This is a genomic window from Bradyrhizobium sp. CB1717 (assembly GCF_029714325.1).
GTDB lineage: Bacteria > Pseudomonadota > Alphaproteobacteria > Rhizobiales > Xanthobacteraceae > Bradyrhizobium.
The window spans coordinates 6539530-6559309 of the sequence record NZ_CP121666.1; the positions used below are offsets into that span (position 1 = coordinate 6539530).

Sequence of the window (19780 nt, forward strand, 5' to 3'; positions counted from 1 at the left end):
ATTCGATGGCGCGCGCATTGATGATCCAGGGAGCCGGCTCGGACGTGGGCAAGTCGCTCATCGTCGCCGGTCTTGCGCGCGCCTTCACGCGGCGCGGCCTGCGTGTGCTCCCGTTCAAGCCGCAGAACATGTCGAACAATGCGGCCGTCACGGTCGACGGCGGCGAGATCGGTCGCGCCCAGGCGCTGCAGGCGCTCGCGGCCGGCGTCGAGCCGCACACCGACATGAACCCGGTGCTGCTCAAGCCCGAGACCGATGTCGGCGCCCAGGTCGTTGTTCACGGCAAGCGCATTGCGACCGCGCGTGCGCGCGAATATGCGGCGATGAAGCCCTCGCTGATGGGCGCGGTGCTCGAGAGTTTCGAGCGGCTGAAGGCACGCTCCGATCTCGTGCTGATCGAAGGCGCCGGCAGCCCGGCCGAGGTAAACCTGCGCAAGGCCGACATCGCCAATATGGGCTTTGCATGCAAGGCCGACGTTCCGGTCGTGCTGGTCGGCGACATCGATCGCGGCGGCGTCATCGCCCAGCTCGTCGGTATCAAGACGGTGATCGATCCTGATGATGCCGCGATGATCCAGGGCTTTGTGATCAACAAGTTCCGCGGCGATCCTACGCTGTTCGACGACGGCTACGGGCTGATCGAGCAGAAGACGTCGTGGCGCGGCCTTGGCGTGCTGCCCTGGTTCGCGCGCGCCGGCGAGCTGCCGGCCGAGGACGCGCTGGGCCTGAGCGATGCGCGCAAGCCCGGGCAATGCAAGATCGCGTGCCTCGCGCTGTCACGGATCGCCAATTTCGACGATCTCGATCCGCTCAAGCTCGAGCCTGGTGTCGATCTCGTCATGGTCCGTCCGGGCGACGCGATCCCCGGCGATGTCCGTCTCGTCATCATCCCCGGCTCCAAATCCACCCGCGGCGATCTCGCCTTCCTGCGTGCGCAGGGCTGGGATATCGATCTGCTCGCGCATCACCGCCGCGGCGGTCATGTGCTCGGCCTTTGCGGCGGCTACCAGATGCTGGGGCGCAGCGTTTCCGACCCTGAAAGCATCGAAGGTCCTGCGGGCGACACGCCAGGCCTAGGACTTCTCGATGTCCAGACGGTGATGACCCCGCAGAAGACGCTGACGCGTGTTGCCGCCGTGCATGCCGCGACCGATCAGCCAATCCAGGCCTACGAAATCCACATCGGCCGCACCGACGGGCCCGATCGCGCGCGTCCGTTCGCCAGCTTGAACGGCGAGCCCGAGGGCGCGATCTCGCGCGACGGCCGCGTGCAAGGCAGCTATTTGCATGGCCTCTTCACGTCGGATGATTTCCGCAAGGCGTATCTGGCGAAACTCGATATTCCCGCGGGCGAAGAGCCCTATCACGCCAGGGTCGAGAGCGCGCTCGATGCCCTCGCCGATCACATCGAAAAGCATCTCGACGTCGAAGGCGTGCTCGCGCTAGCGCGCTAGGACCTCGCCAAGGCGCGTCCACTCGGCTTCGCTGCCGGGGAGCCCGAGCCGCAGCCATGTCGGCTCTTTCGCGAACACGCGCGACCAGATCTGGCCGCGCGCCAGCTTGTCCTGTGCGGCCAGTGCGTCAGGCGTCTCGTAGAGACGAAACAGCGGCGTGCCGCCGATGAGCGTCCAGTTCTGCGACTGCATCATCGCGTCGAGCCGTATGCTGTCGCGCACAAGACGCGCTGAGGTGGTCTCAGTCCAGGCATCGTCCCGCAAGGCGCGGCAGCCGATCGCAATCGCCGCGCCAGAAACCGGCCACGGACCTGACGCCGCCGCGAGCTTGCCGACGTCGGCTCCATTGCCGATCGCGAACCCAAGCCGCAGGCCGGCCAACCCGTAAAACTTTCCGAACGAGCGCAGGATCAGCAGTCCCGGCTGATCCGCGTCCGGTGCCAGCGACAGATGCGGAACGGCATCGGCAAAACTCTCGTCAACCACGAGACGGCCGACGCGCGGCAGCAGTGCAAGCAAATCATTGGGCGCGTGGCTTCGGCCATCGGGGTTGTTGGGATTGACGATGATGGCGAGGTCCGCGCCTGCCAATGCCTGAAGGTCTCTGACCTCCTGGACATCCCAGCCCGTAGCCGAGAGGACTCCGGCGTATTCATTGTAGGTCGGCGCGAGGATGCGGGCGCGGCCGCATGGCGCGAGTTGCGGCAATAGTTGAATGGCGGCTTGCGCGCCACCCATCGCAACGAGCGCCGCACTCGTGCGGTAGGCGTGCCGCGCGGCCTGATCCAACGCATCGATCTCGGCACGCGACGGCAGCGCAGTCCACGCGCGCGCGCTCACCTCGCCTACCGGATAAGGCACCCGGTTGATCCCCGTCGACAGGTCGATCCAGTCCTCGGTTCGGCCGCCGAACCGCTGCTGGGCCAGATCGAGATTTCCACCGTGCTCGCGCATGCTCCGTTCTTTCACGCGAAGGCCAGGATCGCAAGCAGGCCTGCGAGCAGCAGCATGGCACGGCGGTAGACGTTCAGCCCCTCGCCGATGTCGGCGGGACGCGGATCGCGCGCGCCTTCGTTGAGCCAGGGCTCCTTTGTGACGCTGCCATGATAGATGCGGGGGCCACTGAGCCGCACACCAAGCGCGCCCGCCATCGCCGCTTCCGGCCAGCCGGCGTTGGGCGAGCGATGGCGACGCGCATCGCGCGTCATGCACGACAACGCTTCGGATCGCCGTGGTGCCAACAGCACGAACAGAAATCCGGTCAGACGCGCCGGAATGAAATTTGCGACATCGTCGATGCGCGCGGCGGCCCAGCCGAAGGCCTCGTGCCGCTCGCTGCGATGGCCGATCATGGAATCCAGCGTATTGATGGCCTTGTAGCCGAGGATGCCGGGCAGGCCGAACAGCGCGCCCCAGAACACCGGCGCGACGATGCCGTCGGAGGCGTTCTCGGCGAGGCTCTCGATTGCCGCGCGCGCGATGCCGGCTTCATCGAGCGCCGCGGGATCGCGGCCGACGATGCGCGACACGGCCTCGCGTGCAGCGGCGATGTCGCCGGCCTGCAAGGGCCTCGCGACGGCGGCAACGTGATCATGGAGCGAGCGCAGCGCGACCAGCGGCCAGGCGAGCACGCCCACCAGCACGATCTGCGCCCATCCCCAAGGGAGCAGCGACTGAAGGCCCCAGCCGATCGCAACGGACAATGCGATCACCGCGAGTGCTCCAACGACGCCCGCAGTGCGGCGGACCCCCGGCGCATCGGAGGAGCGATTCCAGCCGGTATCGATCGCGCCGATCAGCCGGCCCAGCCAGGTCACGGGATGACCGATCCGCGCGAACAGCCACAACGGCCAGCCCAAAAGGACATCCACTGCCATCGCCACCACCATCGCGCCCGCAAAGCCCAAACCCGCCTCCTGTCCCGCCCCTGTTGCGCAAAGCGGCGGCCGAGCGCAAGCCCCCGGCGGCCTGATTTCGGCTTTGTCTTTGGCCGCGTTTGGTGATTAGTGCTGCCGACAGGAGACCTTCATGGCCGTCATTCTGATCACCGGCGGAGCGCGATCGGGCAAAAGCACGCGGGCGGAAGCGCGTGCGCGCGCATTTTCGGGCCAGCCTGTCTATCTCGCGACGGCCGAGGCGCTCGATGGCGAAATGGAAGCGCGCATCGCGAAGCACCGCGCGCGCCGCGGAACCGACTGGATCGAGCGCGAGGTGCCGCTGGATCTCGTGCCCGCTCTGCTCGCAAGCGATGGCGGCGGCGCAAGGCTCGTGGACTGCCTGACGCTGTGGCTCTCCAACCTGATGCATGCGGAGCGCGACTGGGAGCACGAGGTGAGCGAGCTCGCGGAGGCCCTGCCTCGCCTGAAGAGCCCCGTTGTCCTCGTGACCAATGAAGTCGGCCTCGGCATCGTCCCCGACAACGCTTTGGCGCGCAGCTTCCGCGACGCCGCCGGGATCATGAACCAGATCATCGCTAGCGTCGCCGATGAGGTCGAGTTCGTCGTCGCCGGCCTGCCGATGAAGCTGAAATGATGGTGCACGCCGAACTTTTCAAAGACGTCATTGCCGATCTCAGGATGGCGGCATCGTTCGTCACGATCCTGCCCGTGGCATCGTCGAAGCCCGCAACCGACGGTGCCCTCGCGCGCGCGACCTGGGCGCTCCCCGTGGCCGGACTGCTGGTCGGCCTTGCCGGCGCCATGGTCTACAAGATCGCCATTCGGTTCGGGCTGACACCCAACCTTGCCGCCCTGCTCGCACTGGCCACGACCGCCCTCATCACCGGCGCGCTGCACGAGGACGGGCTCGCCGACACAGCCGACGGGCTCGGCGGCGGCCGCACGCGCGAGCGCAAGCTGGAGATCATGCGCGATAGCCGGATCGGCAGTTACGGCGTCTGCGCACTGATCCTGTCGTTCGGCCTGCGCTGGAGCGCGCTCGCGGCGATCGCCAGTCCCTCGGCGGTCGCGATGGCGCTGTGCGCTGCGCATGCTGCGGCACGCGCGGGCGTACCGGCCTTCATGTCGCTGGTCCCGCCGGCGCGGCCTGACGGCCTCTCGGCCAGCGCCGGAGCGCCGCCGGGCCGCAGCGTCGCCATCGCCTTCGCGGTTGGAACGCTCGTGCTCGCCCTGGCGTTGGGGCCGGGCAAGGCGCTGGTCGGCCTGATCCTGCTCTCGCTCGCCGGGCTGCTGCTGGCGCGGCTCGCCATCCGCCAGATCGGCGGGCAGACTGGCGACATTCTCGGCGCCTTCGAGCAGACGGGCGAGATCCTGATCCTGCTGGTCGCCGCGGCCTTCCAGACGGGACGCTGATCTCATGGTCGAGTTCGACGACACCTTCCGCCGGCACCTGCACGAACTGTTCGTATGGCGCCGCGACGTGCGCCGCTTTCGCAGCGATCCGCTGCCGGACCGCGCCGTCGATCGCCTGATCGAGACGGCGTGTCTTTCCCCGTCGGTCGGCCTCAGCCAGCCCTGGCGCTTCGTCATCGTCGATGATGCCGCACGGCGCCGCGCCGTGATCGACGATTTCAAGGCGTGCAATGCGGATGCACTCAATTGTTATTCCGGAGAGCGCGCGGCGCGCTATGCCACGCTAAAACTGTCGGGCCTCGAACAGGCGCCGGGCCACCTCGCCGTGTTCGCGGACAAGGCCACCGACGTCGGCCACGGCCTTGGCCGCGCCACCATGCCGGAAACCACGGAATATTCCGTGGTCGCGGCGATCACCGCGATGTGGCTCGCCGCGCGCGCGGAAGGCATTGGCCTTGGCTGGGTGTCGATCCTGAATCCCGATCGCATCCACGCCATTCTCGACGTGCCTGACACCTGGAAATTCATCGCCTATCTCTGCATCGGCTATCCGGAGGTCGAATGCGACCAGCCCGAGCTGGAGCAGGCGAAATGGGAGCACCGGCGCGGCGCGGAAGAATTCACGCTGCGGCGGTAAGACCGCACTCTCCTCCGTCATTGCGAGCGCAGCGAAGCAATCCAGAGTCTTTCCGCGGAGGGATTCTGGATTGCTTCGTCGCAAGGGCTCCTCGCAATGACGGCGGAGAGAAGCACTCGCCGGACGCCAAATAGGGGGATGACCTCGCACGGTGGTCGGGCCGCCGATCGAAACAGCGACTCTTCGGCGCGTAGGAATACGGTATCGGGCTGCGCATGGCTGCGAATGAACATTCACAAGCGCATTTTTCATCAATTGTGGTCGCTAGCCTTTCGCGATATGCACAGCGTCAGGGACAACTTTTGCGAAACATTGCATGATTGAGCGGTCCGCTCCTGCCCGCGCTGTGCCGGCGGTCGCTCGCCGCGATTTCATTCGCCTGGCGGGTGCAACTGCTGCGGGTTTCTTTGCGCTCGGCGCAACGCCGGATCGCATGCGGATCGTCGCCACGCTGACGGCATTGTCGCTCGACGACGAACTGACCAGAAGGAGCATGACCGAAGCTGCGACCACGCGGCTTGGCGGGCTCATCGCGGGCCTGAGGCAACGAGGCTGGGTCGAAGGGGTCAATTTCCGCTTCGAGATCCGGTCGAGCTTCGGCGGACCGGACAAGATGAAGACCGCCGTGCAGGAGCTCATCGATCTCAAGCCGGATGTCATCCTGACCGGCTCGACGGTTGAAACCGCGGCCGTGCTGGCGGCCACCAAGACGATCCCGATCGTTTTCGCGACCTCCAACGACCCCGTCGGCAACGGCTTCGTCGAGAGCCTCGCGCACCCCGGCGGCAACGTCACGGGCTTCACCAGCAGCACCGCCGAGATGGGCGGCAAATGGCTTCAACTCATCAAGGAGGCCGTGCCGGACATCGCGCGTGTCGGCGTCCTGTTCAATCCAGCGAGCACGCCTCGCGCCGGACGCTTCTTTCTCGACTCCCTCGAGCAGGAGGCCGTGACATCAGGTGTTGACGTCGTCCTCGCACCCATCGGCAAGGCAGCGGATATCGACGGGGCGATCAGCCGCTTTTCCGAGCCGCCCAAGGCTGCGATGATCTCGCTCGTCGACAGCTTCCTGGTGGTGAACCGCCAGGCGATCGTCGCGGCAACGGCGAAATATCGCGTTCCAATGATCTATCCGTTTCACTACTTCATGGATGCGGGCGGGCTCATGAGCTACGGGCCGACGCTGGAGGTGCGCTCGGCCGACTATGTCGACCTGATCCTGCGCGGCACCAAGGCCGGCGATCTTCCGGTGCAATCGCCACGCAAATACGAGCTTTTGATCAACCGCACCGTCGCGCGATCGCTCGGACTGACGATCCCGTTCACGCTGCTCGCGCGCGCCGATGAGATCCGCGAGTGAACGAGCAAGTCGACCAGGGACATTTGCGAACGCCTCCCGGCCGGCTGTTCCGGAAATATCTCTACTCGATCGTCGCCCTCGCCTTTGCCGCGCTCGCCATCAGCACCGGTTTCGACGTCTGGTTCTCCTATCGCGAGCAGAAGCAGCTCCTCGCGGCGATCCAGCGCGAACAGGCGGCATCCGCGGCCATCCAGATCGGCCAGTTCGTCGGCCAGATCGAAAACCAGATCAGATGGCTCTCGCGCCTGCCTCCGGAGCTGTCGACCAACGAAGACGATCGCCTGAACGCCATCCGCCTGCTGCGCCTCTCGCCCGCGATCGCGGAAATTGCCGAGCTCGATGCGCAGGGCCGCGAGCAGGTGCGCGTGTCGCGCCGCGTCGCGGACAGGGTCGGCAGCAAGGCCGACCTCTCCACCTCGCCCGCCTTCCGCGGCGCCAATCAAAGCCGCGCCTATTACGGACCCGTGTACTTCTTCGGCGACACCGAGCCGTTCATGACGCTCGCCACTCGCGGGACCGGCCGCCAGCCCAATGTGGTCGTCGCCGAAGTCAATCTGCGCTTCATCTGGGACCTCGTCGCCGGGATCAGGGTCGGCAACACCGGCAAGGCCTATGTGGTCGACCGCACGGGGGTCTTGATCGCGCACCCGGATTTATGGCCGGCACTACGCCGCAGCGATCTCTCGGGACACGCGGACGTGCGCGCCGCGCTCGACGGTGTGGGCTCGCCCTCCAGCGGCCTGGTCAAGGAGAATCTGTCGGGCCAACGCGTGCTCTCGACTTACGCAACGGTGCCCTCGCTCGGCTGGCTGGTGTTTGTCGAGCTTCCGCTCAGCGAGGCCTATGCCCCGATCTATGCGTCGATCGGACGTTCCACGTTTCTTCTGATCGCCCTGCTTGCCATTGCGGTGCTGGTGTCCCTTTGGCTCAGCCGGCGCATGACTGTGCCGATCCAGATCCTGACGCAGGGCGCGCGGCGGATCGGAAGCGGCGATCTCGGCCTGCGGTTCGCGATCAGGACCGGCGACGAGCTGGAGGCGCTCGGTGACCAGTTCAACCGGATGGCCGCTCACTTGCGCGACTCCTACGCAACGCTCGAGGGCAAGGTGATCGAGCGGACCTCCGAGCTCGAGAAGGCGCGCGATCAGGCCCTGGCCGAGCACGACGCAGCCGAGCGCGCGCGCAGCATTGCGGTGCAGGCCAACGAGACCAAGTCGCGCTTCCTTGCCGTCGTCAGCCACGAGCTGCGCACGCCGCTGAACGGCGTCATGGGCGTGCTGCAACTGCTCGACGACGGCAACCTTAGCGAAGTGCAGCGGCGCCACCTCGCCACCGCCGCCGCATCGGGCGAAACACTGATCGCACTGGTCGATGCGATCCTGGAGTATGCGCGCCTCGAGGCCAGCACCGAGGCGCTGGAGACGCGCGACTTCCGCCTCGACCAGCTGATCGAGGCCGCCGCCGACCTGATGCGCCCGCAGGCCTTCGACAAGGGACTGACCTTCGATCTCGCCAGCGATGCGACGGTCAACATCTCCGTGCACGGCGATCCTGTCAGGCTCAACCGCATCCTGCTCAACCTGATCGGCAACGCGATCAAGTTCACCCCGCGCGGTGGGATCGCTTTGACGGCGGCCGCCGAACAGCTCGACAAACATATCCTGCTGCACATCACCGTTCGCGATACCGGCATCGGCATCGCGCCCGACATGCATGAGCGGATTTTTGAGGACTTCGTCCAGGCCGACGACAGCATTGCGCGGCGGTTCGGCGGCACCGGCCTCGGACTTGCGATCGCGCGTCGCCTCGCGCGCCTGATGCGCGGCGAGCTGACGGTGGAGAGCACGCCGGGCACCGGCAGCACCTTCACGCTTGACGTGCCGCTCGGCCGCGCCGCGAGCGGCATCGCACAAGGCACGCTTCCACCGCCATCGCGGCAACTCAGCGTGCTGCTGGTCGACGACGATCCCGTCAATTGCGAGGTCGGCGAAGCGATCCTGAACCGGCTCGGCCACCACCCCACGATCGCCAGGAACGGCGCATCTGCCATAGAGCTCGCCCGCAATCAGGCGTTCGACGTCATCCTGATGGATCTGCACATGCCCGACATGGACGGCGTCGAGGCGGCGTCGCGGATCGGCAAGCTCGGCTTGCCGAAGAGACCGCGCATCATCGCCGTGACCGCCGACGTCTCCACCCTCGCCCGCGAACGACTCGCCGGCGCCGGCATCGTCAAGGTCGTCAGCAAGCCGATCCTGATCAATGCGCTGCGTGAGGCGATCGAAGACACAAAGGACGAGCCGGCCGTCGCGCAACTCGCCGCGGGCGCATTGATCGACCGGCATTTCCTCGACGACCAGAAAGAGCTGCTGGGCCCGGCGCAAATCGCAAAGCTCCATCATCTGCTGCAGGAGACCAGCGACAGGCTGATTGAGGACATCACCAAAGCCGCCGCTGCCGGCGATCGGAAGCAACTCGCGCGCTCCACGCACCAGCTCGGCAGCGCCGCCGGCGCGCTCGGCCTCGTCCGCCTGTTTGAGCGCTGCCGCGAGGTCGAGCTGACGGCGCCCTCGATGTCCCCGCCGGAGTGCCAGAGCGCCGCGCGCGATCTCGCCGCGCTCCAGCAGGCCTCGATCAGCGCGCTGGACGATCTGCTCGCGCCGGCCGGGCAGCGCGCGGAGTTCGGCGTTAACCATCGCTGACGGTTCCAGTCTGCGCGACATCGCTTCGAAGTTTCTTAAATTTTGCTGGGTACCTCTTCCAGGCATGGTGACCTGGGGAAAGATATGAGTAAGCGGGCCAAACGTGGAAAGGCGGAGACGCTCGCACTGCCGATGGCCGCGAGAGTTGCAATTGGCGTCCTGGCCGTTGCCGGGTTGGGGTACGGTTTGCTGTTGCGCCCGGCGAGCGTCCAACCGGCACGGAAGCCATCCGCACCCCAAGCCCAGGCATCGTCAACTCCGGTTTACGTGGCACCTGTAACGCATGCATCCGCGCCGGCTCCGGCTCCGATTCCAACCCCGGCGCCTCTGGTCGAACCACCAAGAGCCGACGCTGACGTTCCCGGAGCATTGGTTCGGCAGGTGGTTGATTACGCCAGCCGCCAGACGCCGGGCACCGTGATCATCGATACCAAGAACACGTTCCTTTATTTCGTCCTGAACGACACGCAAGCACTGCGCTACGGCATCGGTGTTGGCCGCGAAGGTTTCACATGGTCCGGCGAGCAGACTGTGGCCCGTAAGGCCGAATGGCCGGATTGGCATCCGCCTGCGGAGATGGTCTCGCGTCAGCCCTATCTGCCACGGTTTATGGCAGGCGGTCCCGGCAACCCGCTCGGCGCACGGGCGATGTATCTAGGCGAGACCGAATATAGAATTCACGGCACCAACAAGCCCGATACGATCGGGAAGCGGGTTTCGTCCGGCTGTATCCGGCTGACCAATGAGGATGTCGTGGACCTTTATGACCGGGTGAAAGTCGGAGCGAAAGTGATCGTGCTTCCGGCAACCGCTGCCCGTCGACCATCCCAGGGAGCGCCGCCCGACGCCGCTCTCCGTTCGCCGGAGCCGGCATCGCCGTCGAACCGGCCCTCGGCAAATAACGCGCAGATGCCGTCATCTGGACCGAAAATCGCCGAGGTCCAGTAACTCGGTGCTCCGTCCTCGGTCTGCGACTGAGGACAAGGAGGCAATACAGGTCGTCGCTTTTGGCCGCTTGATGAGCCCGCGCCATCAGCCTCAGCGCGTCCCCACGCCTCCGTCCTCCCGACCAAAACGCTCCACCAGGAAATCGATGAACAACCGCACCTTCACGGACAAATGCCGTGTCGGCGGATAGACCGCATAAAGCGCGAGCGGCGGCGCCGAATAATTGTCCAGCACCGTCCGCAGCTCTCCTTTCCTTAAAGCGTCCGCCGCGATGAACTCGGGCAGCAGCGCGAGCCCCCGGCCTTTGATCGCGACGTCTCGCAGCACTTCGGCATTGTTGACGCAGAGCGACCAGGCCGGCTGGATCCAGTGATCGCCGTCGCTGCCGGTGAGCTTCCACTGATTGCCGGTGAGCAGGAAGCCGTAGGTCAGCGAGGCGTGCTCGCGCAGATCCTGCGGATGCTTTGGCGTGCCGTGACGCGCGAGATAATCCGGCGAGGCGCAGATCATGCGCGGGACAGGCACGATCTTGCGCGCGATCAGGCTGGAGGATTCCAGCTCCGCAATCCTCAAGGTCACGTCAAAGCCGTCCTGGACGGGATCGAGCAGATCGTCGCTGAGCACGATCTGGAGCTGAAGCTCGCCATAGCGCGTCATGAAATCGGCCAGCACCGGACCGAGCCGCATGGTGCCGAACGACATCGGCGCGTTGACGCGGAGCAGCCCCCGCGGCGTTGACTGGGCCTGCGTCACCGCCTGATCGGCGGCCTCGATCTCCGAGAGGATCACGACCGCACGCTCGAAATAGCGCTGGCCGTTCTCGGTCGGGCTGGCGTGCCGCGTGGTGCGGTTCAAGAGCTGGACGCCGAGGCTCTCCTCGAGGTCGGCGATGTATTTGCTGATCGCCGAGCGTGACAGCCGCAGCTGCCGGCCCGCCTCGGCAAAACTCCCGCTTTCGACCACTTTGACGAAGGCCCGGAGGCTGGCAACCTTATCCAAGGTCTGGGCCCTGCGATTGTTTCCAAATCGTAGACATAGCCGTCATATTTGCATGGATTGTCTCCAATCCAAAGCGGAACAATATCTCCGCCCAGAGCAAGACCGCTCCCCGAGCTTTGGAGGACGACAATGTCTGGACTGCATCATGTGACCGCGATCGCCGGCGACCCCATCCGCAATTTTGGCTTCTACACCCGGGATCTCGGCCTGCGCTTCGTCAAGAAGACGGTCAATTTCGACGATCCCGGCACCTACCACTTCTATTATGGCGACGAGACCGGCCGCCCCGGCACCATCCTGACCTTCTTCCCCTGGGCCGGCGTGCCGGCAGGCCGCCGCGGCGTCGGCGAGACCCATCAGACCGCCTTCCGCGTGCCGCAGCGCTCGCTCGGCTACTGGACCCAGCGATTCACCGAGAAGGGCATTGCCTATGAGGCGCCGGAGAAGCGCTTTGGCGAGTCCGTGCTGCCCTTCACCGATCCCGATGGCATGGCGCTCGCCCTGGTCGGCGTTCCCGGCGCCGAGAACGAGCCCGGCTGGAGCAATGGCGATGTGCCGGCCGAGCATGCGATCCGCGGCTTCCATGGCGTGACTTTGCTGCTCGACAGCGCGGCGAAGACGGCCGCCGTCCTCACCGACGTGTTCGGCTTCAAGGAGACCGGCCGCGAAGGTTCTGTGATCCGCTTCAAGGCCCCGGGCGATGTCGAAGGCAGCGTCGTCGACATCTACGAGGCCAAGGGCTTTTTGCGCGGGCACCAGGGCGGCGGCTCGGTGCATCACATCGCCTTCCGCGCGGCTGACGATGCCGAGCAGGGCCAGATGGCGCAGAAGCTCGTGAGCAATCACGGCCTGCACCCGACCGAGCAGAGGGACCGCAACTACTTCCGCTCGATCTACTTCCGCGAGCCCGGCGGCGTGCTGTTCGAGATCGCAACCGATATCCCCGGCTTCGCCGTCGACGAGCCCGTCGCGACGCTGGGACGTGACCTGAAGCTGCCCAGCTTCCTCGAGCAGCATCGCAAGCAGATCGAGGACGTGCTGCCGAGCCTGGAAGAGAGCGTGTCATGACCGAGACTTCATTCATCCATCGCTTCGAGCCCGCGCGCGACGCGGGCTCCCCTCCTCTGCTGCTGCTGCACGGCACCGGCGGTGACGAGAACGATCTCCTCGGCCTTGGCAAGATGATCTCGCCGGGCGCGGCCCTGCTCTCGCCACGCGGCCGCGTGCTCGAGCACGGCATGCCGCGCTTCTTCCGCCGCCTCGCGGAGGGTGTATTCGACGAGGAGGACGTGCGACGGCGTGCACGCGAGCTCGGCGACTTCGTTACGGAAGCGCGGCAACGCTACGGCATCGCCGCGCCTGTCGCGGTCGGCTTCTCCAACGGCGCCAACATTGCAGCCGCGCTGTTGCTGCTGAAGCCGGACGCGCTTGCAGGCGCGATCCTGCTGCGCGCCATGGTGCCGCTGTCGGATCCGCCCAAAGCGCAGCTCGGTGGCAAACCTGTCCTCCTCCTGTCCGGGCAGGCTGATCCGATCGTGCCGGCGAGCAACTCGGCGCAGCTCGCCGCGCTGCTGTCGCAAGCCGGCGGCAGCGTGACGCACAAGGTCCTGCCGGCGGGCCATCAATTGTCGCAGGCCGACGTGACGCTCGCCCGCGACTGGATTGGCAACGTCGCCGCCGAAGCGGCCTGACGAAGAAGCGACGCATCGCACAACTGCGATGCGTCGCTTCGAACCTCTGCAAGCGACCTTCCGCCGCATCTGCGCAATCGGGCGCCAGCCTGCCGGAAATTTCCGCTTGCCCGTTTCTGCGCCAGGCTTAGAATTTGGGACAAGGTTCCGAAATTTGGAACTACCTTGGACCAGCTTTCATGAGCGCTCTCACCAACGCGATCGAGATCCTCCGCTGCTTTTCCAGCGCGCGGCCGGATCTGTCGTTTGCGGACGTGATGGCGTTGACGGGCAAGCCGAAGAGCTCGACCTCGCGGCTGCTGCGCTCGTTGCGCGATTGCGGCCTGCTCGAGCAGGACCCGCACACGCGCCGCTACCGGCCGGGCCTGCTCACCTTCGAACTCGGCCGGCTGCACCGTGCCCATGACGATCTCATCAGCATGGCCGAGCGCGAACTCCGCGAGGTTTGCGCGCGCACCGGGCACACGGGTTACATCGCCGTGCTCGACGGCTTTGAGCAGGTCGTGCTCCGCATCGTGCCCGGCTCGAATCCCCTGCGCGTCGTCAATCCGCCGGGCCAGCGCACGCCGGCGCTCGCGACCTCGAACGGCCGCGCCATGCTGGCGCGCCTCTCCGACGAGGACATCCGTGCGCGCGTGCCGGCGACCTATCCAAAGCTGCCGCGCAACTCGCCGCAGACTTTCAAGCAGTTGATCACGCGCCTCGACGAGATTCGCCGCACCGGCGTGTCGGAGGCGGCCGATGAATCCATCGAGGGCGTCGGCTCACAGGGCTTTGCCCTCAAGAGCGGCGAGACCGGCGAGATGATTGGCATCGCGGTGTCCTATTCCGTGCAGGCGACCACCGCCGCCGAGCGCGCCAATGTCCGCCGCGAGTTGGCGGCGATGGCCGCGAAGCTGCGACGACTGACCGGCGATCCGCTCGATCAGGACACCGCGCGCATCCAGACGGGGACGCGATGAGCAGCACCGCAACCACCCGTCTCAACGGCCTTGCGCTGTTCATCCTGCCGAGCGCGCTGCTGTTTGCCTTGTTCTTCTTCCTGCCGATCGGGCTGATGGCGCTGATGAGCGTGCTCACCGGCAATCCCGTGGTGATGCCGAAGGTCGCCTTCACCACGCGCCACTACGCCCGCATGATCGGCGATCCCTATTATCTCGAGGTGATCTGGACCACGATCCGGATCGGGCTCGTCACCACGCTGGTCGCGCTCCTGATCGGCTATCCGCTGGCGCACTGGATGGCGCGCATCAAGAGCCGTGCCGGTCACGCGCTGCTGCTGATGGCGGTGTTGGCGCCGATGCTGACCGGCATCGTGGTGCGCACCTTCGCCTGGATGACGCTGCTCTCCGACAAGGGCGTGGTCAACCAGACCCTGATGTCGCTCGGCCTCATCGCTCAGCCGCTGAAGCTGATGTACACCGAGACCGGCATCGTGGTCGGCCTCGTCCACATCTACGTGCCCTTCATGGTGCTGACGCTGACCGGCGTCATCGGCCGGATCGACGAGCGGCTGGAGCAGGCCGCCGAAAATCTCGGCGCCAGCCCCTTGCGCGCCTTCCTCGAGGTGACGCTGCCGCTCAGCCTGCCCGGCATCCTCGCCGGCTCGCTGCTGGTGTTCGCGCTCGCGATCAGCGCTTATGTTACGCCGATCCTGCTCGGCGGCTTCCAGATCATGACGCTGCCGATCCTGATCTACCAGCAGATCTCAGCGAACTTCAACGTCGGCTTCGCTGCCGCGCTCGGCATCGTGCTGCTCGCGATCTCGCTCATGCTCGTCATCGCCTATAACCGCGCACTCGGCCTCGTCTCAGGCCAGCGCGAATTGCAGTGAGGCGAACGATGCAAACCTCGGCCTCGCACAGCGCATCGCTTCCGGCGGCACAGCAGGCGGCGTCCGTGCATACGCCCGGGCCTATCAGGCACTACGGCCGATACCTCTATCTCGCGATCAACATCGCCATCCTGGTCTTCCTGCTGGCGCCGATCGCAATCGTCGTGGTGTTCGCGCTGAACCCGACGCCGTTCATCCAGTTTCCGCCGGTCGGCGTGTCGCTGCGCTGGTTCGAAAAATTCTTCGCTTCGCGCGACTTCATGCATGCGCTCGGCTTCAGCCTCGAAGTCGCCGTGCTCACCACCCTGTCCGCGACGATCCTCGGCGCCTCGGCAGCGCTGGCGCTCGCGCGCGGCAACCTGCCGGGCACGCGGCTGATCGTTGCCACCATGCTCTCGCCCCTGATGCTGCCGGCGATCCTCACCGGCCTGGCACTGTTCCAGACCTATGTGCTGCTCGATGTGGGTCGGCCCACCTGGGGCCTCGTCGCCGGCCATACGCTGGTGACGCTGCCTTATGTGGTGCGCACCACGCTCGCCGTGCTGCATAATTTCGACACGCGTCTGGAGGAAGCCGCGCGCAATCTCGGCGCAAGTCCGTTGCGCACCTTCTTCGAGGTGACGCTGCCGCTGATCAAGCCGGGCGTGCTTGCGGGCGCGATCTTCGCCTTCATCGTCTCGTTCGACCAGTTCCCGGTGTCGCTGTTCCTGGTCTCGCCGGGCAACGAGACGCTGCCGGTCACGCTGTTCAATTATCTGAAGTTCGATCTGGACGGCACCATCGGCGCCGCCTCGGTGGTCTCGATCGTGCTCGCTTTTATCGTCGTCATCGGGCTCGACCGCACGGTCGGCCTGCGCTCCTACGTCAAATTGTAACCGCTCATTGCAACGAAGGAACCGACACATGATGAAAGCTCTGGGATCGTCACGGCTCAGCCGCCGCCGCTTTCTGACCGCGAGCGCCTCGCTCGGCATCGGCACCATCGCCGCGCCTTACGTCGCGCGCGCCGACGATCCGACGCTGCGCATCACCGGATGGGGCGGCAAGTGGGGCGAGATCATGAAGGCCGAGATCGGGCCCGCCTTCGAGAGCGAGTTCAAGTGCAAGCTCCAGACTGACTCCGCTTTCCCCTATCTGCCAAAACTCCAGGCAAGCTCGCGCTCGGCGCCGATCTACGACGTGCTGCACACCAATTCCAACGAGCAGTGGGCCGCCGCCGAGATAGGGCTGGTCGAGCCGAAGATCGATCCCAAGCTGGTGCCGAACCTCGCCGACGTCTATCCCTACGCCGTCAGCGACAAGATCGTCGGCGTCTCGATCTTCACCAGCGCCATCGGCCTTGGCGTTCGCACCGACAAGGGCTACGGCAACATCACCTCCTGGAAGGAGCTCTGGGACGCAAAGTACAACGGCGTCCGCGGCGGCTATGTCATTCCCGTCAACAGCCTCGGCCAAGCCTTCCTGATGATGTGCGGCACGCTGTTCGGCAAGGGGCAGACCGATCTCGACGCGGCCTATGCCGCACTGGAGAAGCTGAAGCCGATCAAGATCGTCGACTTCACCGGCGCGATGGAAAAGATGCTGCTCTCAGGCGAAGTCGGCCTCTGCGTCATCCACGATTCCGGCATCTACCGCTATGACGGGCAGAACCAGCCGACCGATTTCGTCTCGCCGAGCGAAGGCGTGCTGTCGCTGGAGCAGGTTTTGACCATCACGCCCGGCAGCAAGATGAAGGAACTCGCCAACGCCTACGTGAACTACATGCTGCGTCCCGAGGTGCAGAAGCGCTTGGCTGAAACGGTCTGGTACTCGCCGGCCAACAGACGCGTGAAGCTCGACGCCAAATACGACGCCAAGCTGCTCACCACGCCCGAGAAGGTCTCCAAGCTGATCCAGGTCGACTGGAAGTGGTACAACGAACGCAAGGACGAGATCGACCAGCGCGTCAACCGGATCTTCCGCGCATGAGCGCGTCGATCGAGATCGCAGGGGTCAGCAAGGTCTATGACGGCGGCGTCCGCGCGGTGGACGCGGTCGCGATGGACATCAGGCAAGGCGAGTTCTTCTCCCTGCTCGGCCCCTCCGGCTGCGGCAAGACCACGACGCTGCGCATGATCGCCGGCTTCGAGACGCCGAGCTCGGGCGCGATCCGCGTCGACGGCGCCGACATCACCCATGTGCCGGCGCACAAGCGCGACATGGGCATGGTGTTCCAGAACTACGCGCTGTTCCCGCATCGGACCGTCGCCGAGAACGTCGCCTTCGGCCTGCGCATGCGCGGGCTCGACAAGGCGACCATTGCGGCCAAGGTGAAGGCGGCGCTCGCCATGGTCGAGCTGTCCGGGCTGGAAGGCCGACGCCCGGCCCAGCTCTCCGGCGGCCAGCAGCAGCGCGTCGCGCTTGCCCGCGCCATCGTCATCGCGCCGCGCGTCCTGCTCTGCGACGAGCCGTTAGGGGCGCTCGACAAGAAGCTGCGCCAGCAGATGCAGTTCGAGCTCAAGCAACTGCAGAAGAAGCTCGGCCTCACCCTGGTCTTCGTCACTCACGACCAGGAAGAAGCACTGGCGATGTCCGACCGCATCGCCGTGATGAACGGCGGCCGCGTCGAGCAGGTCGGCACGCCCACGGAAATCTACAACCAGCCGACGACGCGCTTCGTCGCCGACTTCATCGGCGACACCAACATCTTCCGCGGCGAGCGCACCGCGACCAGCACGGTTGCCTCGGCGCTCGATGTCGGCAAGGGCCTGATCCTGGCGCTGCCGCCGACCGAGGCGCGGGGCACTGGCGTGCTCTCGGTCGCGCTGCGCCCGGAAAAGATTCGCCTCATCCCGCGCGGCGACGGCGCCACCCCAGCCGGCATCTCCGCGCATGGCATCGTCGAGAACACCAACTTTCTCGGCGGCGCCGTGCTCTATCGCATCACGCTCGAGGGTGGCCATCGCGTTCTCGTGCAACAACCCAATGCAGGCACGAGCCGCCTGTTCGTTCCCGGCAACGGTGTCACGCTCCAGTGGACGCCGGCCGATCTCGTCGTGTTGAAGGACTAGACATGAACATGCCATTGAAGCACCAGCGCATCGGAGTGGTCGTGATCGGCCAGAGCCCGCGCCCGACCGTCGCTGCCGAGATCGCTGCCGTGTTGTCGCCGGGCATCCAGATCGAGCTGCGCGGCGCGCTCGACGGCATGAGCCGCGCCGAGATCGATGCCATTCCGCCGATGGACGGCTACGACACGCTGTTCACGCTGCTGCCGAACGGCGACGGCGTCACCATCAGCAAGAAGGAAGTCGAGCGACGCGCGAGCCAGCAGATCACGCGCTTCAAGCACGAGGGCGTCGGCGTGACGCTGATGGCCTGCACCGGCAAATTCCCCAACCTCGCGGCCGACGGCCTCGTCATCCTGCCCTCGGCCGTCCTGCATAATCTCGTCGAGGCCGTGCTGCCGAAGGGACGGCTCGGCGTATTCTCGCCGCTGCCCGAGCAGACCGCGCTGATCGACAAGAAGTGGCAGCGCGAGGGCGTCGAGGTTGTCGGCATCACGCTGCGCCCCGGCTCGAGCGAGGCTGCCGTCGACGAGGCTGCATGCACCATGGCCGACCTCGAGCCCGATCTCGTGGTGATGGACTGCATCAGCTACACCAGCGCCAACAAGGCGCGCGTGCGCAAGGCCTATCCCGGCCCCGTGATCCTCGGCATTGCCGCGGCGGCCCGCATCGTCGAGGAGCTGGTGTCGTGAGCAAGGTGGAATTGAAGACGATCAGCCTCGAAGAGATCGAGGCACTCGCGGTCGGCGCCTGGATCCTCGGCACCGGTGGCGGCGGCAGCCCCTATCTCGGCCTGCTCAATCTGCGCCGGCTCTATGCCGAAGGGCACTGCGTGCAACTGATGTCGCCGCTCGACCTCGACGACGCGGACTGGGTCGCTGTTGTCTCCAACATGGGCGCGCCGCTGGTCGGGCAGGAGCGCCTTGCCGACAGCCGCAACATCGCGCGCGCCGTGCGCATGCAGGAAGAGATCAACAACATCAAGTTCCGCGCTGTGATGTCGGTCGAGATCGGCGGCGGCAATGGCGTGCAGGCGCTGATGGCGGCCGCGCATCTCGGCATTCCCGTGGTCGATGCCGACTGCATGGGCCGCGCCTTCCCCGAAGCGCAGATGACGTCGGTCGCGATCGGGGACTTACGTCCCTATCCCTGCACGCTCTACGATCCCCGCGGCATCGAAGCCGTGGTCACCAAGGTGCCGAGCTGGAAATGGATGGAGCGGGCGAGCCGCAAGATCTGCGTCGAGATGGGCTCGATCGCCTCCACCAGCAAGGCGCCGCGCACCGGGCGCGAGGTCAAGGACTGGGGCATCCACTTCACCACCACCAAGGCGATCCGCATCGGCCGCGCCGTGCAGGAGGCGAACCGCCGCCACGAGGATCCGATCGCCGCGCTGCTTGCGACCGAAGGCGGCCAAAAACTGTTCACCGGCAAGATCGTGGACGTCGCCCGGCGCACCACGGAGGGGTTCTTGCGCGGCACGGCGATGGTCGACGGCAGCGACGCCGATCGCGGCACCAAGCTGAAGCTCTCGTTCCAAAACGAATGGATCGTCGCCTGGCGCGACGAGGAGGCGATCGCGACCTCGCCCGATCTGATCTGCGTGCTCGACAGCGTCAACGGCCACGGCATCGGCACCGAGACCATCCGTTACGGCCAGCGCGTCACCGTCGTGGCGCTGCCGGCGCCGCCGGTGCTGACGAGCCCGCGTGGGCTCGAATTCGTCGGCCCGCGCGCCTTCGGCTACGACCTCGACTTCCGTTCCCTCTTCTCGCCCGCTGCGGCTGGAGCTTAAGA

General features: G+C 66.1%; 19 protein-coding genes. 16 read left to right on the forward strand and 3 right to left on the reverse strand.

What is annotated here, in order from left to right:
* Positions 1-5 precede the first annotated feature (5 nt).
* The gene (locus tag QA649_RS30630; protein ID WP_283020466.1) at positions 6-1454 is read left to right on the forward strand and encodes a cobyric acid synthase; all 1449 of its coding nucleotides are present in this window, start codon (positions 6-8) and stop codon (positions 1452-1454) included.
* On the opposite strand, the gene cobD is transcribed toward QA649_RS30630, so the two are convergent.
* Both cobD and cbiB read right to left on the reverse strand, forming a co-directional pair.
* Positions 1443-2408: a threonine-phosphate decarboxylase CobD gene (gene cobD, locus QA649_RS30635; protein ID WP_283020467.1), complete on the reverse strand. Its 966-nt coding sequence runs from the start codon at positions 2406-2408 to the stop codon at positions 1443-1445. The genes QA649_RS30630 and cobD overlap by 12 nt on opposite strands.
* An 11-nt stretch (positions 2409-2419) precedes the next feature.
* A complete protein-coding gene (cbiB, locus tag QA649_RS30640) occupies positions 2420-3361 on the reverse strand; it encodes an adenosylcobinamide-phosphate synthase CbiB (RefSeq protein WP_283020468.1) in 942 nt (313 codons plus the stop codon).
* Between the two features lie 121 nt (positions 3362-3482).
* Between cbiB and cobU the strand changes: the two genes are divergently transcribed.
* From cobU to QA649_RS30670, 6 genes are all read left to right on the forward strand, one after another.
* Entirely contained in the window at positions 3483-3986 is a 504-nt protein-coding gene (gene cobU, locus QA649_RS30645) for a bifunctional adenosylcobinamide kinase/adenosylcobinamide-phosphate guanylyltransferase (RefSeq protein ID WP_283020469.1), read from the forward strand.
* Positions 3983-4765, forward strand: a complete 783-nt coding sequence (gene cobS / locus QA649_RS30650; protein ID WP_283020470.1) for an adenosylcobinamide-GDP ribazoletransferase — start codon at positions 3983-3985, stop codon at positions 4763-4765. The genes cobU and cobS overlap by 4 nt, the downstream gene beginning before the upstream one ends.
* A gap of 4 nt (positions 4766-4769) precedes the next feature.
* Complete coding sequence (gene bluB, locus QA649_RS30655; RefSeq protein ID WP_283020471.1) at positions 4770-5402, forward strand: 5,6-dimethylbenzimidazole synthase; 633 nt, start codon at positions 4770-4772, stop codon at positions 5400-5402.
* A 316-nt stretch (positions 5403-5718) separates the two neighbouring features.
* Positions 5719-6762 carry an ABC transporter substrate-binding protein gene (locus tag QA649_RS30660; RefSeq protein ID WP_283020472.1) on the forward strand — a complete coding sequence of 348 codons (1044 nt, stop codon included), beginning with the start codon at positions 5719-5721 and terminating at the stop codon, positions 6760-6762.
* A complete protein-coding gene (locus QA649_RS30665; protein ID WP_283020473.1) occupies positions 6759-9464 on the forward strand; it encodes a hybrid sensor histidine kinase/response regulator in 2706 nt (901 codons plus the stop codon). The genes QA649_RS30660 and QA649_RS30665 overlap by 4 nt, the downstream gene beginning before the upstream one ends.
* Positions 9465-9548: 84 nt before the next feature.
* Positions 9549-10412 (forward strand): L,D-transpeptidase, encoded by an 864-nt coding sequence (locus QA649_RS30670; RefSeq protein ID WP_283020474.1) that lies wholly within the window; start codon positions 9549-9551, stop codon positions 10410-10412.
* A gap of 90 nt (positions 10413-10502) precedes the next feature.
* Here QA649_RS30670 and QA649_RS30675 read toward each other — a convergent pair whose 3' ends face one another.
* Positions 10503-11411, reverse strand: coding sequence for a LysR family transcriptional regulator (locus QA649_RS30675; RefSeq protein ID WP_283020475.1), 909 nt, complete (start codon positions 11409-11411; stop codon positions 10503-10505).
* Positions 11412-11540: 129 nt separating this feature from the next.
* Between QA649_RS30675 and QA649_RS30680 the strand changes: the two genes are divergently transcribed.
* The 9 genes from QA649_RS30680 to QA649_RS30720 all read left to right on the forward strand — a co-directional run bounded on the left by QA649_RS30680 (position 11541) and on the right by QA649_RS30720 (position 19778).
* Positions 11541-12479, forward strand: coding sequence for a ring-cleaving dioxygenase (locus tag QA649_RS30680; protein ID WP_283020476.1), 939 nt, complete (start codon positions 11541-11543; stop codon positions 12477-12479).
* The gene (locus tag QA649_RS30685; RefSeq protein ID WP_283020477.1) at positions 12476-13102 is read left to right on the forward strand and encodes an alpha/beta hydrolase; all 627 of its coding nucleotides are present in this window, start codon (positions 12476-12478) and stop codon (positions 13100-13102) included. Before QA649_RS30680 ends, QA649_RS30685 begins: the two co-directional genes overlap by 4 nt.
* Positions 13103-13281: 179 nt before the next feature.
* Positions 13282-14064 carry an IclR family transcriptional regulator gene (locus QA649_RS30690; protein ID WP_283020478.1) on the forward strand — a complete coding sequence of 261 codons (783 nt, stop codon included), beginning with the start codon at positions 13282-13284 and terminating at the stop codon, positions 14062-14064.
* Positions 14061-14936: an ABC transporter permease gene (locus tag QA649_RS30695; protein WP_283020479.1), complete on the forward strand. Its 876-nt coding sequence runs from the start codon at positions 14061-14063 to the stop codon at positions 14934-14936. The genes QA649_RS30690 and QA649_RS30695 overlap by 4 nt, the downstream gene beginning before the upstream one ends.
* A gap of 8 nt (positions 14937-14944) precedes the next feature.
* The gene (locus QA649_RS30700) at positions 14945-15811 is read left to right on the forward strand and encodes an ABC transporter permease (RefSeq protein WP_283020480.1); all 867 of its coding nucleotides are present in this window, start codon (positions 14945-14947) and stop codon (positions 15809-15811) included.
* Positions 15812-15839: 28 nt separating this feature from the next.
* Complete coding sequence (locus QA649_RS30705; RefSeq protein ID WP_283020481.1) at positions 15840-16904, forward strand: extracellular solute-binding protein; 1065 nt, start codon at positions 15840-15842, stop codon at positions 16902-16904.
* A complete protein-coding gene (locus QA649_RS30710) occupies positions 16901-17986 on the forward strand; it encodes an ABC transporter ATP-binding protein (protein ID WP_283020482.1) in 1086 nt (361 codons plus the stop codon). Before QA649_RS30705 ends, QA649_RS30710 begins: the two co-directional genes overlap by 4 nt.
* A gap of 2 nt (positions 17987-17988) precedes the next feature.
* The gene (locus QA649_RS30715; protein WP_283020483.1) at positions 17989-18675 is read left to right on the forward strand and encodes an AroM family protein; all 687 of its coding nucleotides are present in this window, start codon (positions 17989-17991) and stop codon (positions 18673-18675) included.
* Positions 18672-19778, forward strand: coding sequence for a DUF917 domain-containing protein (locus QA649_RS30720; RefSeq protein WP_283020484.1), 1107 nt, complete (start codon positions 18672-18674; stop codon positions 19776-19778). The genes QA649_RS30715 and QA649_RS30720 overlap by 4 nt, the downstream gene beginning before the upstream one ends.
* Positions 19779-19780: the final 2 nt, after the last annotated feature.